The following is a 14,997-nucleotide window of genomic DNA, read 5'->3' on the forward strand; positions in this document are numbered from 1 at the left end:
GCGGCCAGCATCAGGGCCAGCGGTCATAACGTGCCGCACAAATAGGCCGGAGACATGACCGCACCCGACCCGCAAAGCTCAAACATCATTCAAAATCACATTGCCAAACGGGCGCCATCCAGACATGACAACACCCCTCGACTACCCATATCGCCAAAGCGATCCTCGCGCTCGGCCCGCACCGTAAGCGCTACAGCATGGCGACTGCCGCGAGAAACCGTTCGATTTCGCTTTCGGTGTTGAAGTAGTGCACGGACGCGCGCACCAGCGAGGAGAGACCCCGGTTGCCAAGATCAAGCCGGGCATAGGGCACACCAGACACCGACACGTTAATCTGTTGGGCTCTCAGGCGCTCGGCAATGTCTTGCGGTTCAAGACCTTCCTTACGAAAGGTGACGATGCCACATTTTGTCCGGCCAAGGTCATGGACAGAAATGCCTGCCTCGTCAGCCAGGGCGTCTCGAAGGGTGGCGGCCAATGACGAAACGCGCTGCTCGATCGCGGCGATGCCAATGCCCCGTGCATATTTGACGGCGGTCATGAGGCCGACCCGACCGCCGACATAGCTTTCCCAATTCTCAAATCGCTTCGCGCCTGGCGCCAGTTCGTATTGGTCATTGGCAATCCAGTTGGCCGAGAGCAGGTCGATAAAGGGCGGATCCAGCTTTTCTACGATAGCCTTGCTGACATACAGAAAGCCTGTTCCACGCGGCCCGCGGAGGAATTTTCGCCCCGTACCCGAGAGAATGTCGCAGCCGATTTCCTGGATATCGACCCGCATTTGTCCGACCGACTGGCAGGCATCCAGTAGATAGGTGAGCTTATGTTTGCGGGCGACCTGACCGACCGCAACGGCTGGATTTACCAACCCGCCCTGCGTGGGAACATGGGTAATCGCTATCAGCTTCGTGGTCGGCCTTATAAGAGCTTCCAGCCCGGCGGCGTCGAGTTGGCCAGAATCATCGGATGGAGCCACGTCGATCTCGATGCCGCGCCTTTTGGCCAGGTGAAGGAAGGCGAGATAGTTGGAGGCGTATTCGGAGCCGTGCGTTATAACGCGATCGCCTGACCGAAGGGGTAAAGCGTAGAAGGCCATGTCCCACGCGCGAGTGGCGTTTTCGACAAAGGCGATTTCTTGCGGCGAGGTATTCAGGAGTGCGGCAAACTCTGTATAGAACGCCTGCAAATCCCCAGCCACGCGCCGTTCCGCTTCATAGCCACCCAGCCTGTTCTCAAGATCGAGAACATTCCTAACGGCGTCATAGACCCGTCGGGGCATCAGCGATGCACCTGCATTGTTAAAATGTAGCACCTGCTCGCAGCTCGGGGTGTCGGCTCTAACCTGCTCAATGTCGATCATACTCGATGGCTACCTGATTTGTGGGAGGCGATACCGGTCGAATCTAGCAGGTGCAGTCCTTCGGGAAAATCCCAATTAAAATTAGGCTTTTGCGATGGATTGTTGCGACTGAATTTCGCTTCCATCGGTTTACGCTGCGAACTGCCCAAAATCGATCCCACTGTTCAGATCGAGATCGAAATGGCGGTAAAGATTGACGTGACTGTAGATATGAGGACTGAGGCCGCGATAGTCTTCCGGCAACGTCCGGCCAGCTCATCTGGGTTTCGCCAGCTCGGTCTGAAGCACAAGGGTATTCGTCCGCTTCTGGCTCACCACGACGCCGCGGCTTCCCGGGCCGGCCGCAAAGGCCGCGCGCGCAGGCCGGCACGCGCTACGACAATTTCGTTTCTGCTCTTGGGCGACCGCTCAGCCAGGGGCCGAGGCTGCGGCAGGAGATTCCCGAGGATCAGCCCAACTCGACCTCCCAGCCTCCTGACAGCGGCGATCCATCACCTTAGGCGTTTTGTCCGCCTCATCGCATCGCGTGTTCTGCTCAGCTACTATCTCTACACAAAGCACAGGTCCTAGCGTTTCCGCCCAAATGCTCCTATCGCTGAGTGAAAGAGGCCAATCGCGAGCAGCCCAAATCCTCCCGCAATTAGCGACACATCACGGTAGGATTGAAAGTCAATCCACCGCGCGAGAACCGCCACCAGGACGAAGCAGAGCCACCCGGCAATCAAGTTTGGCGTCGGCCCATTTCCAAGCATGCATGGATAGTTCTCTTTCGTAATCCCCCGGACGAAATGCGGAATGCCGTTTCCGAAGAGAACACCAGCGAGATAGCTAAACGCAATCGACAGCCACATCAGAATCTCCGTTCCAGAACTTCATCATCCATCTCGATGGCGTTTTGTAGACCCTCGCCGCCTTGCGCTCGTGTCGAGTGCAAGGCGGGAACGCGCGCTCAGACATTAGGCTCAGGACTCATTAAGACGAACACGGCAGCGAGGCAGATCGCCGAGAAGAAGGTATAAGGTGATATGGGCTGCGCGGTCGTAGCACATCGTGATGCGGCGCCAGTCCTTGAGCCTCTCGAACATGATCTCTATCTGAGACCCAGCATCTCTTCATGGACGCCTGTCGCACCCCATCGGATTATTTCGGAAAGGATGGGCAGAAGGGCCTTTCCCCGATCCGCCAGAGCGTATTCCACCTTCCGCGGAACGACCGCGAATTCCTTGCGGATGATGAGGCCCCATTCCGTCATCTCTTTTAACTCGCGGCTCAGGACACGCGGCGTGATCGGCTTGCCCAACCCGCCTTTCTCAAGCGAGCGACCAATTTCGCCAAAACGAAGTGAACCGCGATGCAAAACGCAAAGAATATGCAGTTTGTAGCGACCTCCAACGATCTTGTTGAAAGCGATTGCCGGGCACAGCCTGATATGGCTCATATCGAGCCCCGTCAGAGCCGATGCCCTGGGGCCGGTAAAGGAGGAAACCAAACTCATCCTTGCTCCCCATACTATCCTAAATGCCCGTATTTACGAAAGCGTACTACGTCGTTTAAGCTTGTATCAAAGGAAAGGGAGCACGACAATGGCGACATCAGAGACCCAAGACCGCGAGCAGTTCGCGACCGCTGTCGCAAATGCGGAACCCGGCGAAATCGAAGCATCGGCTGTGTTCCAGGCCACACAGGAGCGCCTGTTCCGCGCGCTGACGACGGACGAGATTTGCGACTGGTGGGTTCGGCCCGGCGTGTTCGACACCCGCGAGTGGACCGGCGACCTGCGCGAAGGCGGACGATGGGCGGCTTCGGGCGTCGGTGGCGGCCAACCTTACAAGCTCGAAGGCGAATTCGTTGAAATCAGCGAACCGCATGGCCTTGTTCACACATGGCGGGCAGTCGGCGCACCCGGCGGCCCGGCTCAGGTCATCTATGATCTGGCGCCGCATCCCTCCGGTGTCCGGTTGACCTTGCGCCATACCGGCATCAAGAACCCCGATGTGCTTGAGAAAACACGCGCCGGCTGGGTGACCAGCTTCGAGCGACTTCAGCAGGTTCTTACGTCGGAACGAGGCGCTTCATCCGAGTGAGCTACGACGAGACAATGGCCAGGCGTCTCCGCATGTATTTTGCGGAGATGGACGGAGTTGTGGAGTAGCGCATGATGGGTGCGCTTTGTTTCATGGCCAATGGCCACATGTGTTGTGGCGTAGTGGGGCCAGCCCTCATGGTCAGGGTCGGTCGCCAAAACTACGAAAAAGCTTTAAGCGAGCCGCATGTAAAGCCAATGGAACTGTCCAAACGAACGCCGCGTGGATTCGTTCTGATTGATCCCGAAGGCGTTGAAAGTGATGCTAATTTAAAGCGCTGGATAGAGCGGGGGCAGACTTTCGTTCGGGCCCTTACTCCGAAGTATGGTGAAGACTGACACTTTATGTCGACACCCGACTCGATGCGTTAATGGCACGTCGCCAGGTTAAAGGATCCTGACACTAGCTTGGGTCGATGCAAAAAGGGCATTATTCACACGAGAAACCCGAGGAGCTGTGCTTTGAGCAAGATCAATCAGGAAACCTCACCGGATCAGGGCTAAAATGCTCTGATGAAGCAGGTTGAAATCTAAGAGTCCGTCCCAGAAAACCGACAATTGTTTTCCGCGCCAACCGACGGTTCTGTCGCAAAGTTTTCATGTCTAGGCTTTTGTGTGAACGTCTGGTCGTTAGCTGATGGAGACGGAAGCGGGGCAATGGTCTATTTCAAAGGGGCGCAGTTTCCCAAAAGTATCATCTTGCATGCCGTTTTCTTTTACGTGCGCTATCCGGTTTCCTATCGCGACCTTCAGGAAATTCTGTCGGAACGCGGTATCGCTATCGATCATGCGACTTTGAACCGATGGGTTGTGCGCTACTCACCTCAGATCGCCGCGCGGGCTCACATGCGCAAACGGCGCACGGCCAACTCATGGCGCGTGGACGAAACCTATATCAAGGTTCGGGGTAAATGGACCTATCTTTACCGGGCGGTTGACCGCGATGGCCAAACGCTTGATTTCATGCTGTCCGAGCGCCGTGATCTGCCTGCAGCGCGACGGTTCTTCAGGAAGGCCATCGCAAACAACGGCGTTCCTGACCGCGTTGCAATTGACAAGAGCGGCGCCAATCTGGCTGGCCTGCAAGCTGTAAATACGAGCCTTAGATTCACAGGAACGGGCAATATAATTGAAATCCGACAGGTCAAACATCTCAACAACATTCTTGAGCAGGACCACCGGTTCATCAAGCGGATCACCAGGCCGATGATGGGCTTCAAGGCATTCTATTCCGCTTCTGCTACGATCGCTGGGATCGAAGTGGCTCATATGATCCGCAAGAGCCAGTTCACCAACGACAACCGTTCGCCATTTCAGGTCTTTGCGGAACTCGCAGCATAATTCGGTCCAATCAAGCTCGTCTTCTCTCTCCCAGAAAACTTTGCGACAGAACCCTTTCGTACGCCTCCCGGCGCCCGAAACTCTTCACGGAAGCTGACAGGCTGCTTCGAGGCCTCGATCTGAGATAGCTGCCGTTCAGCAGCACATCGGCCAAGAGCGGCTTCCCACCTCATGCCGGTCGTTCGAGTGCAAACTTCCACGTCCTTAAAGCTGCCATTCAACGAGCCGTTGCTCCCCGGCCTGATCGGCTCGAAGGCGGCCGCGTGGGCCGCCGGGAGAGACCGAAACCGGAGCGCAAAACCGTCGTTGAACACATTCATCACAAATCTATGGAAAGCGACCAGTGGAGCGTCGAATTTGAGCAGGCCGGATTACCGGTTTAATTGCAAGCAGGCGGGCGCCGATCTCTCCGAATGAACCCCGACTGAATGGTGCCTTCAGCTTCTGTTCCAAAGGGAGATTCTAAAAGAAAGACGTTCAACCGCGGTCTTATCCGCCTGAGGAGACACAGTCATGATCCGCACGTCTTTCATCGCAACCGCACTCATCGCTCTCGTTGGCCTCACCGCCGCAGCCCCTGCCATGGCCAACGATGTGCGTATCGAACAATATGGCTGGTCGAACTCTGCCGGTGGCGCGCAGGAGGGATATGGAAACCGGATCAGAACCTACCAGAACGGTGGCTACAACCGGATTGTCGGCCACCAATATGGTCGCCATAACCTTTCGGCTGTCGGTCAGGAAGGCAATGACAACTATGGCGCCACCTATCAGAGCGGCAACCGCAACGTAGCCGGCATCGGCCAGTTTGGCTCCAACCACACAACCATCCTCACTCAGGACGGCAATGGCAACATCGCCGCTGGCGTCCAGGTCGGTCGTGGTTGCAGCGCCAATGTCAGCCAGGGCGGCAACGGCAATGTCGCGGCCTTCGTCCAGGCCTGCCCGTAAGCGGCTGCTCGATGACATGAAAAAGGTCACGATCGCAACAGCAGACCATTAAGGGAGACGACCCATGCCAAATAGCGTCAAACATCCGCGCCGCCTGATGGCCATTCTTACGCTGGTCCTGCTTCCCGTCGGCGCAGTTGCAGCCATGACGACTGCCAACCGATCTGACGAGGCACAGCTTTGCGAAATCAAAGCAACGCCTGAAGCCGGTATCGTGAGACTTGATGCGTTGGTCCACGCCGACAAACATGTCGGCGGGACTTACACGTTCCACGTCGAAAAATCAGGAGACAGTGGAAGCTCGACGATCAACCAAAGCGGCAATTTTGATGCCACTGCAGGACATTCGGCAATCCTCAGCTCCGTCACGCTCGACTCCAAAGGAGCGCAATACAAAGCCACATTGGATCTCGTGGTCGGGGTCAAGAGTATCAGCTGCATCAAGCAGATCGGCGACAACTAGTCGGCCTCCACACTCTGCAAATCCCTTTAAAAGGGCGCCGGCTTCCGGCGCCTTTTTGTTTTCGATCAGGCCGAGACGACTGAATGACAACTGAACGAGCAATTCCGACTGGGTTCAGCTGCAGGATGCGAAAGTTGATCATCGGCTAAGCCAGCCGGCTAATGGAGATCAGCATGACCCGCAACGTGTTTCAGATGCTTACCGTCACTCTTCTTGCCGGGAGCCTAGGGCTAGCAGCCTTGTCTGCTCCAGCCTATGCCGGCGGCCGGATCTCGTTCAACCTCGCGCCGGACAATGCCGAGGATGCGGGTCTTTTCTCAACCGGATTGCGCGTCTATTCGCTCTACCGTGGACTGAAAGACGCCGACATCCGGCAGCTGGGCCGGGGTAACGTGGCTGGCATCGCCCAGGCTGGCCGCGGCAACCTCGGCTTTATCCAGCAGCGGGGCAATGGTCATTCCGCAACATTGCGGCAGAACGGCAACAACAATGCCTATGGCATTTTCCAGTATGGCCGAAATACTGAAACCGACGTGGTGCAGGATGGGGATAACGGCAGTGGTGCTACCTTCAGCTATGGCTGGTAAGGCTGCTCACGACGGTCCCGACGATGATGTCATGTTGTTTCATCAACGTCTGGACGAAGCGCTTGCCCGCACTTCAGGGAGAAGCCCTCCCCGCAGACAATTCCGGCCTTCCAACGACGGTACGCAGGATCTCTACCCTACGCACCGGCTATGAAAGCTCTTGAAAGATATCGAACGTGCGGCCACTCCGTCGCCAGCGACTTGGATTCCCGCATCTTGACCTTCTGCTTCTCGACTGCCAGGACCCGGCGAACAAGATAGGTCGTTTCCCTGCGGCAGCGGCAGCGGCAGCGGCAGCGGCAGCGGCAGCGATGACAAACTTGTTCAAACAGCTCACCGCGCAATGGCCTTGAGAATATGGTCACAGTAGATAGTTAGGTCTGATGAGCCGAAGATGGCGAGCGCACATTCCTATCTCCGCAGATGCCAGCGGCCGCCGGCTTTGATAACAGATGGCCCCAACAGACCGATACACCATCCCGCAAACACATCTGTGAGATGGTTCACCCCGAGGTGAATTCTGCGGGAGGCCGGTGGAGAAGCGAGAGTAAAGGTCGTCTGAATCAAGAATATCAGATTGGAGCGATGTGCATTCTGATGCGACAGCAGCGCAGCCATTGTCGGATATGTGCTGCCCGCCGCGAAGGCATGGCCGCTTTGAAGCTCAGGTCATAGATGAAATGACTATGGAGCGGGCTTCGGCGACCGCCGCGATAGGGCAGACGGAGCGTAGTCTCGAAACATCAGAAGCAGTTCTGGATGATCTGGGATCTCGGCCAAGCACGCATCTTTGCCACTGAGGACCGATTGGCAGGCATTTTAACAGTCGATCCTCGACCATTGTTGAACTGCTCGACAAATTGGCGCGCTGCTGTTGACGTCTTCGTCAGTCCTGCAAACTCCTGCAATACAAACGCTTGCCGCACTCACAAGTCGGGCCGACAGATTTCGCAGGCGCCGAAACCGAAAGCATTTGATTTCGATAGAACGCACGCGATCTTACCGAACTGTATATTTCCGGACAGGAGGGCGTAAGGTCAGTATGGGTAGATCAGCATATGAGCCGACCGAATTCCGAGGGGAGCGCAAAGCCTCAAAAAGGGCTGGATCGGATTTCGCGGTGACTGCGACAGGAACGAATAACGAAAGTTGCTAATGGTGCATGTTTCCCGTCGCGCGTTTACAGCCGCGCTTCTCAGCGGTCTGCTTCCGCGATACGCCAAGGCGCAAACCTCTACAATTATGGTGGCAAACGATGACGTCGAATTCGACGATATCTTACGCGAACGCATTGATACCCTCATGCGCACTGGCCATGGGGCGGAGGTTTTGCATGAGGCTCCCATGGAAGCCACGGACCTTATTCGCTCGGATGCCACGGCGCGACCGAACGGTCGGAACTTTGATGTCATCTGTCTCGATGAACTTTCTATGTATGGCGTCGCGCAAAGCGGTCTCCTCGCGCATATAAACAAGACAAACCTTGCCACTGTCGACACGATTCGACCCTCATTAAACAAGGGCACATCGATCGCAATCTTGCAGTCAATTCAGGCAATAGCCTACAATACCAGGCTCGTACATTCACGTCCAATCTCACTGATGGAACTATGGTCCGAAGCCAATCGAGGGCGCGTGGGGCTCTCCAGAAAGCAGATTATCGCCAACACAATCTATGCCGCCGTGGCAGGAGGCGGGTCAATCATGGATCTCGGCCCTTCCCGAGCTCGGCTTCAACAATGGCGGTCACTTGACATAAAGGTGTATCCTAGCGACGCCGCGCTAGGCGCTGCTCTAAAAAGGGGCGAGGTCCGACTGGCCATGGCACCAATGGCAAGTGTTTATGTATGGCGGAAGTCTGATCCGTCGATCAACTCAACGGTGCCGCAAGAAGGCACGATTTCCATCCGTCAGGAGGTCGCGGTCCAGTCCGGCACGCGCGACATGGCAAAGGCGTTCGCATACCTGGACCTTATGCTCGATCCGTCATTTCAAAAACGTCTGGCTTTGGAGCGCGGCTTCGTCCCCACCGTGAAATCCGTGTCGTCGGATATTGAGATTGCCGGGGAGCGAACGCTGGGCGAACGCTCTCAAAGGTCGCTTTGGCATGCCGATCTGGCTTACCTTTGGGAGCAGCGCGCTGCAATCCTCCGAAACTGGAAGGAGGTCTTTTCGGCATGACGGCGATTATTCCATTCGCGAACATCTTTGGTAACTTGGTCTGGTACATGTTCGATCACGCCATCGCGGCATTTGCTTGTCTTCTGCAAAAGCTGTTCGAGGCTATGTTTCGCCAGCGCCGCCGTCCGCGGAGAGATAGTGGCAGCGGGGTCGATGCGAGGTGGCTTGCTCAGTGATGACCCCATGACCAATGAAGCAAACAGCATCGAATGCCGCTCGCGCAGAACGGATCACGCAAGCAACGTTGGCTTGCCGGGCACTGGGCGAAGGTCTCGCCGGATTCTCTTGTCCGTGGCCGGCTTGGTCCTGGCATTGTCGGCCTGTCAATCATCGGACCTCGCGCTGCAGGTAACGCCTCCGCCGTTGCCCAAGGCCTATGATGGAGCACCTCACAAGGCCTCGCCATCCAGGCTGAGCACATCGGCCTGGTGGAACGGCTTCCATGACAAGACGCTTTCGTCACTCGTTTCGCGTGCCGAAAACATGAATCTGACGATCGCCCTGGCAGGCCAGAACCTGACGGCGGCCAGAGCCCTGGCGCATTCTGCTATGGCCGCCTATCAGCCGGATACCTCCTTATCCGGCCTTGCCAATGCATCAACCGGCTCGCGAATCAAAGATGACTTTACCCGGCGGCCCGTGCAACTCAATCTGGAGACGAGTTGGGAAATCCCCCTCTTCGGTCAGGACCGGCAAACGCAAGCCACGGCCGACCTCGCCGTTGCAATGGCGGCTCAAGATGTCGCGGCTGCCCGAGTGGCGGTGACGGCCGAGATCGCCAGCAACTACGTGCATCTGCGCGCGCTTCAGAAGCGTCGCTTCGATACGGCAGAGCTTGTTAGTCTTTTGGAGCGCAGTGCGAAAATCGCTGGCGTGAAGGAGCAGGCCGGGCTGGCGACATCAATCGAAAACGAGCCGCTGAGGGCCGGCCTGGATACCGCGAAATCCGCCCTGCTGGCTCTGGACAATGATATCGCCAGCACACGTCAGCAGATCGCCACTCTCCTGGGAAGTGCCAACCCGGATCCCTCCCTTCTCAAGGCCGAACCACAACCCGTTGCAACGGCAGGCATGGCGGAAGGCCGCCCGGCCGATCTCCTGCGCTCGCGACCAGACGTTCTGCGGGCCGAATTCGCAGTGGCGCAGGCCGGCGCACAGGTCGGTCTCGCCAAGAGCGATCTCTATCCGAAGCTGCGCCTGTCCGGCACCATTGGGATCGGCGCCCCGGTGTCGAGTTCCATTCTGGGCGTCTTAGGCGGCCCCTCCCTGCAATTGCCGATTTTCGACTACGGTCGACGCAAGGACGTTGTCGCCGCGCGTGAAGCCGAGTTTCGCCAGGCGGTGCTTGCCTATAGGCAGGTCGTGCTCCTCGCCTATGAGGAAGCCTCGCAGGCGCTGCGCGAACTCAATGCTGCGCGAGCACACACGGCTCTATTACAGTCGCGGTTGCAACGGGTTTCAAAGCTCAAAGCCAGCACCGACATCCTCGTGCGAGAGGGACTGGCGGATAAATCGAAGTCCATTGAAGGAGCCATCAATCTTTTGGAACTGCGCTCGTCTCTCACCCAGAGTATTGAAAACGAGGCCCGCGCGGCGATCTCCTTCTACAAGGCGACGCGCGGTGTGCAGCCGCTTGCTCCCGTTGAAGATGTGAAACGTCCCTCCAAGGCGGAAGGGCGAAAGTAATCATGGCAGTGGCGATCGCACGCAAGACGCTTCTCTACGAATGGCGGCGGTTTCTGCCGGCCGTTGCGGCGGTGGCGTTTTCCGGACTGTTGATGACAGCTCAAGGAGCGCTGCTCCTCGGCATCGTCAGCGCGAATTCGCTCTATGTCACCCAATCGGATGCGAGTTATTGGCTCGGCTTTCCCGGCACTCAGAGCGTCGAGCTGGGGCGCACCGTCCCGGCCGGCGTGCTGACCAGCCTCTATGCGGAGCCGGCGATCTCGCATGTCGAGCCGCTTCTTCTGGGATCGGGGGATTGGCGCGGTATCCATGGCGGCGGCGGCATCAGTGTAACGGTCGTCGGCATCGATGCGCAGTCCGATAGCGTGGGGCTGGCGCGGGTTGTTCCGCCGAACTTGCGCAATCGGCTTCGCGAGCCGGCCGCAGTTGTCGTCGACGCGGCCGATAGCGAAAAACTTTCCATCGGACCTGGCGATCTTGCCGAAGTGAACGGCCACACCGTGCATGTCATTGGCTTCATTGATGGTCTGCGTGGCCTGGGAGGGGTCAATGTCGTCGGCTCGCTCGACACGGCGCGCGTCCTCGATCAGACGCTACCTGCCGACGGAGGCGCCACCTATTTCCTGTTTAATATCGCCCGGGAGAGTGAACAGTCGCGCGTTTTGAGCCACCTGAACGAACGTGCCCCGATCGAGCGTTTCGAAATCTGGCCGGCAAGGAAACTTGCGGACATGTCGACCAGCTACATGCTGTTCGATTCCGGTGCCGGCATCGCTTTTGTGTTTGCGACGCTGATCGCTGCTACCATCGGCGCTCTCATTACCAGCCAGACCCTGATGGCTGCCGTTGCGGGAACGATCCCGCAATATGCCACGCTTCGTGCCCTCGGCGTCCCATTCAGCGGATTGAGGAAAATTGTCATAGAGCAGGCCGCCTGGGTCGGGTTCGCCGGGTTGATCATCAACGGGGTGCTGAGCGTTGCCATTGGCTTCATAGCCCTGATCTACAAGGTTCCGTTCGAGCTTAACGGCGTCGTCATAGCGTCGGCATCGTTCGTCGTGCTTGCGGTCGCCATATTGGCATGCCTTCTGGCGGTACATCGGCTTCGCCAAGCCGATCCAGCGACATTGTTGAGGTGATATGATGCGCCCCGCTATCTCAGCCTCAAACCTATATAAGTCATTCACGGTACAGGGCATGCGAACGAACGCGCTCGTTGACATGTCCGTCGAGATCTTCAGCGGCGAGTTCACCGTGCTCAGCGGCCCTTCGGGATGTGGAAAAAGCACGCTGCTGGCGACGCTCGGTGGCATGACGGAGCCCGACAGCGGCACCATTCGGGCGGGAGATACCGACCTGTCGTCCTCGACCGACACGCAACGGGATGCCTTTCGGCTCCATAACTGCGGTTTCATCTTCCAGGGCTTCAACCTGTTTCCGGCCCTTTCGGCACTTGAGCAGGTGCAGGTGCCGCTCGACTATCTGAACGTGCCGCAAGAAGAGGCTCGCCTCAGGGCGCTGGACGCGCTGGACCGCGTCGGCCTGCTCAACCGCCAGCACCTGCGGCCCTCGCATCTGTCCGGTGGCGAAAAGCAGCGCGTCGCCATAGCAAGAGCGATCGTCAAGGAGCCGGCCATTCTGTTCGCCGACGAGCCGACAAGCGCTCTGGATAGCAGCAATGGGTTGAGGATCGTTGAGATCCTGCGTGAGACGGCAAGGCAATTGGGAACAACGGTGCTGTGTGTTTCCCACGACACGCGTCTCTTTTCGAAGGCAGACCGCGTTCTCAACATGGAGGATGGGCGGCCGCTGTCTGACCGGCGGCCTGTTTCCGGGCGCGGCATCGATACACGAGAGGACTGGCATGCATAAGTTGAAGCGTTCCCACCGTGTTTCCGCGACTGCAATATTAGGCGCATCCGTGACACTATGCGTCCTGTGGTTGACTGTCGGCATACCAAAGGCCGGCGAAAATCCTGATGCCGCCGAACCGCCGTCGCCGGCGATCGCTGCGGCCGCCCGCGGGACCGTCGACGTCGAAGGGGGGCTCTACCGAATAACCGCCGTGCGCGATGGGGTCGTTGCCTCGGTTGAAGCAGCGGAAGGCGCCTATGTCCGCAAGGGCGATGTTCTCGCCATCCTCGACAGCCGGCAGGAAGCGTCTGCCGTACGGATCGCCGATGCGGAGCTGGCGCAGGCTGAGGATCACTACAAGCTCCTTCAACTCAAGGTAAAGAGCCTGTCGAAAACGCTTGAGAGAATGCAGCGCGCTGCGGCCGGCAAAGCCGTTTCCGATCAGGCGCTGAGCGATGCGCGTGACGCTTATGAAACGCAGGCGATCGAAACCAATTCCGCAGCATTTGCGGTATCGGTTGCGCGCGAGCGCCTCGAAATCGCCAAGCGGGAGGTAAGCGTGCGGTCGATCACGGCGCCCGCCGATGGCATTGTCATCCGCCAGGCCGTCAAGGCCGGAGAAGCTGTATCCGTCCAGGCGATGACCGAAATGTTTGTCCTGCTGCCGGATGGACCGAAGATCGTGCGTGCGGACATTCCCGAGGAGTATCTCGGCCTTGTCGGTCCCGGCATGAACGTCGAGATCGCCGCCGAAGGGCGAACAGGCCAATCCGTTTCGGGCAAGATCAGCCGGATCTCCAAGGTGTTGACGCGCCCGAAATCGGCGGAGAATTCCGGCGAGCGAAGCGATGTGAGAGCGGCGAACTGCATTATAACCATCGCGCGCGACGCGCCATTGGCGATCGGGCAGCGCGTCGTGGTCCGAGTCCTTAAATGAAGCCGCCGAGGTTCGCTGGGCTTTGGGAAACCACCTCCTAAACCTGCTTCCTGACGAATGCCGGCAAGCAAGTCGTGGCTCATGCGTCAGGTCCGCTCATGGAGCGATGTGCCACAGACAATCTACTGACAAGTCGTCGCCTGGATCCGATAGCGCAAGATGTCGATACAGCCCTCGTCGAAGTGATCGCTCATGCGATATGGCTCCATTCCCCATTTCGGCTCCGTCCGCGAAAGTTGATGAGCCACTTTGGGTTCAGACCTTACCGATCCGTATGAAACCAGCCACTCCGCCGTAAGCTTTGTCATTTAATTTCACTACTTCCTGAGTGCGAGATTGCTCTCAGCTCGGATGGTTCTGGTCGTGTTCATCTTTTTCGAAGGTTGCGGACAACGGGAGGAGGCAATCGAAAATGGATGAGATAATCGAAGGCACAATGACTATCCAAGACCATTCTTCACCGACCAATCGTAAGATCAAGACACCGGCTGTAACCGGCAAGCCGATAGTCTGGCCCGCTCAATCAACTGCGATCCCGAAATCCGATTCCCTTACGGAATCGTATCCTCCCAGAAAGAACCCGGTAAGGGATCGCCTTTACTTTTGAATTCCTTGGCTCGCGATAAGCTGCAGCTCGGGCAGACTTCCCAGCGTCAAGAAAGAAGGACGGGAATTCCATGAAAAGACGTGACTTTCTAACGACCTCGGCCGGTGCATTTTTTCTGGGAGCGATGCCCGAGGTTGGCCTGGCCCGCGTGCCGATGCCCTACGATATGAACGCCATGCCACCTTTGGGTGACCGCATGGCGTTTGTCGACTGGATGGTCCAGCACCGTGGCGAGGATCCCGGTTTCCTCGGACAGCGATACGATCGCCTACTGCAATTGGTCGCTCACAAGGATATCTGGGATGATCGCAACAAGCGGGCCTATCTCATGACACCCCGCGAAGAATTTGTCACAGCTGCAAATCGGACCAGAGCCTATGAATGGCATTATCTCGACATTGGCTATGGAGTGACCATTACCGGGCCGCATACTGTCGCGCGGATGACCGACACGATCAATCCGCGCTTCGGAGAAACGGTTCTTGAGGTGGGCACCGGTTCAGGTTATCAGTCGGCCTATCTCTCTAACTTGACGAACAAGGTTTGGAGCATCGAGATCATCAAGCCGCTATATGAGCGCACGGGCAAGATTTTCTCGGATCTGATTGCGAATGGCTATAGCGAATATGCTGCGATCAAACGTAAGAATGCCGATGGCTATTATGGGTGGCCGGAAGTTGGTCCGTTCGACAAGATCATTGTTACCTGCGGCATCGATCACGTCCCGCCGCCGCTTCTGCAGCAACTGAAACCCAATGGCGTCATGGTTATCCCGATCGGGCCACCGGGCGCCCAGCACGTCGTTAAGATTGTGAAGAAGCAGGCGGCGGACGGATCTATCGTGGTCGATCGCTCGGACATCTATCACGGCTCGATCGTCAATTTCGTGCCCTTTACCAAACTTGACAATGGCTCGATCGCCGGGACCCACAGCGGCGATTAAGCGC

16 protein-coding genes and 2 pseudogenes are annotated in these 14,997 nt (G+C 57.6%); 14 read left to right on the top strand and 4 right to left on the bottom strand.

Features of this window, described 5'->3' with window-relative positions:
* Positions 1–190: 190 nt before the first annotated feature.
* A complete protein-coding gene (locus ACIQJ2_RS01150) occupies positions 191–1,360 on the bottom strand; it encodes an aminotransferase class V-fold PLP-dependent enzyme (RefSeq protein ID WP_400666433.1) in 1,170 nt (389 codons plus the stop codon).
* Positions 1,361–1,652: 292 nt separating this feature from the next.
* On the opposite strand from ACIQJ2_RS01150, the pseudogene ACIQJ2_RS01155 reads away from it, so the two are divergent.
* Positions 1,653–1,860: pseudogene (locus tag ACIQJ2_RS01155) on the top strand (CopG family transcriptional regulator); the annotation flags it as partial.
* 66 nt (positions 1,861–1,926) lie between these two features.
* Here the strand turns inward: ACIQJ2_RS01155 and ACIQJ2_RS01160 are convergent.
* Together ACIQJ2_RS01160 and ACIQJ2_RS01165 are read right to left on the bottom strand one after the other, a co-directional pair.
* Positions 1,927–2,211, bottom strand: coding sequence for a hypothetical protein (locus ACIQJ2_RS01160; RefSeq protein ID WP_400666430.1), 285 nt, complete (start codon positions 2,209–2,211; stop codon positions 1,927–1,929).
* 239 nt (positions 2,212–2,450) lie between these two features.
* The gene (locus ACIQJ2_RS01165; protein ID WP_400666428.1) at positions 2,451–2,855 is read right to left on the bottom strand and encodes a winged helix-turn-helix transcriptional regulator; all 405 of its coding nucleotides are present in this window, start codon (positions 2,853–2,855) and stop codon (positions 2,451–2,453) included.
* A gap of 88 nt (positions 2,856–2,943) precedes the next feature.
* Here ACIQJ2_RS01165 and ACIQJ2_RS01170 point away from each other — a divergent pair, with 88 nt between their 5' ends.
* From ACIQJ2_RS01170 to ACIQJ2_RS01195, 6 genes are all read left to right on the top strand, one after another.
* On the top strand, positions 2,944–3,444 hold the full coding sequence (locus tag ACIQJ2_RS01170; protein ID WP_400666426.1) for an SRPBCC domain-containing protein: 501 nt from the start codon (positions 2,944–2,946) through the stop codon (positions 3,442–3,444).
* 71 nt (positions 3,445–3,515) lie between these two features.
* Positions 3,516–3,782 carry a TfoX/Sxy family protein gene (locus tag ACIQJ2_RS01175; protein WP_400666423.1) on the top strand — a complete coding sequence of 89 codons (267 nt, stop codon included), beginning with the start codon at positions 3,516–3,518 and terminating at the stop codon, positions 3,780–3,782.
* 318 nt (positions 3,783–4,100) lie between these two features.
* The gene (locus ACIQJ2_RS01180) at positions 4,101–4,784 is read left to right on the top strand and encodes an IS6 family transposase (protein ID WP_400666422.1); all 684 of its coding nucleotides are present in this window, start codon (positions 4,101–4,103) and stop codon (positions 4,782–4,784) included.
* A 513-nt stretch (positions 4,785–5,297) separates the two neighbouring features.
* Positions 5,298–5,735, top strand: coding sequence for a curlin (locus ACIQJ2_RS01185; RefSeq protein WP_400666420.1), 438 nt, complete (start codon positions 5,298–5,300; stop codon positions 5,733–5,735).
* A gap of 64 nt (positions 5,736–5,799) precedes the next feature.
* Positions 5,800–6,198: a curli-like amyloid fiber formation chaperone CsgH gene (gene csgH, locus ACIQJ2_RS01190; protein WP_400666417.1), complete on the top strand. Its 399-nt coding sequence runs from the start codon at positions 5,800–5,802 to the stop codon at positions 6,196–6,198.
* Between the two features lie 173 nt (positions 6,199–6,371).
* Positions 6,372–6,785 carry a curlin gene (locus ACIQJ2_RS01195; RefSeq protein ID WP_400666415.1) on the top strand — a complete coding sequence of 138 codons (414 nt, stop codon included), beginning with the start codon at positions 6,372–6,374 and terminating at the stop codon, positions 6,783–6,785.
* A 411-nt stretch (positions 6,786–7,196) separates the two neighbouring features.
* On the opposite strand, the pseudogene ACIQJ2_RS01200 reads toward ACIQJ2_RS01195, so the two are convergent.
* Positions 7,197–7,430, bottom strand: a pseudogene (locus ACIQJ2_RS01200) (hypothetical protein); the annotation flags it as partial.
* A 510-nt stretch (positions 7,431–7,940) separates the two neighbouring features.
* Between ACIQJ2_RS01200 and ACIQJ2_RS01205 the strand changes: the two are divergent.
* The 7 genes from ACIQJ2_RS01205 to ACIQJ2_RS01235 all read left to right on the top strand — a co-directional run bounded on the left by ACIQJ2_RS01205 (position 7,941) and on the right by ACIQJ2_RS01235 (position 14,993).
* Entirely contained in the window at positions 7,941–8,966 is a 1,026-nt protein-coding gene (locus ACIQJ2_RS01205; protein ID WP_400666413.1) for an extracellular solute-binding protein, read from the top strand.
* Positions 8,963–9,142 carry a hypothetical protein gene (locus tag ACIQJ2_RS01210; RefSeq protein WP_400666412.1) on the top strand — a complete coding sequence of 60 codons (180 nt, stop codon included), beginning with the start codon at positions 8,963–8,965 and terminating at the stop codon, positions 9,140–9,142. The genes ACIQJ2_RS01205 and ACIQJ2_RS01210 overlap by 4 nt, the downstream gene beginning before the upstream one ends.
* A gap of 115 nt (positions 9,143–9,257) precedes the next feature.
* A complete protein-coding gene (locus ACIQJ2_RS01215) occupies positions 9,258–10,652 on the top strand; it encodes a TolC family protein (protein ID WP_400666409.1) in 1,395 nt (464 codons plus the stop codon).
* A gap of 2 nt (positions 10,653–10,654) precedes the next feature.
* Complete coding sequence (locus ACIQJ2_RS01220; RefSeq protein ID WP_400666407.1) at positions 10,655–11,791, top strand: ABC transporter permease; 1,137 nt, start codon at positions 10,655–10,657, stop codon at positions 11,789–11,791.
* Between the two features lie 58 nt (positions 11,792–11,849).
* Positions 11,850–12,524 carry an ABC transporter ATP-binding protein gene (locus tag ACIQJ2_RS01225; protein ID WP_400666404.1) on the top strand — a complete coding sequence of 225 codons (675 nt, stop codon included), beginning with the start codon at positions 11,850–11,852 and terminating at the stop codon, positions 12,522–12,524.
* On the top strand, positions 12,517–13,443 hold the full coding sequence (locus ACIQJ2_RS01230; protein ID WP_400666401.1) for an HlyD family secretion protein: 927 nt from the start codon (positions 12,517–12,519) through the stop codon (positions 13,441–13,443). Before ACIQJ2_RS01225 ends, ACIQJ2_RS01230 begins: the two co-directional genes overlap by 8 nt.
* A 677-nt stretch (positions 13,444–14,120) precedes the next feature.
* On the top strand, positions 14,121–14,993 hold the full coding sequence (locus ACIQJ2_RS01235) for a protein-L-isoaspartate O-methyltransferase (protein ID WP_400666399.1): 873 nt from the start codon (positions 14,121–14,123) through the stop codon (positions 14,991–14,993).
* The last annotated feature ends 4 nt before the right edge of the window (positions 14,994–14,997 follow it).

Source organism: Rhizobium sp. NPDC092011 (genome assembly GCF_044756305.1).
In the GTDB taxonomy this organism is placed as follows: domain Bacteria; phylum Pseudomonadota; class Alphaproteobacteria; order Rhizobiales; family Rhizobiaceae; genus Rhizobium.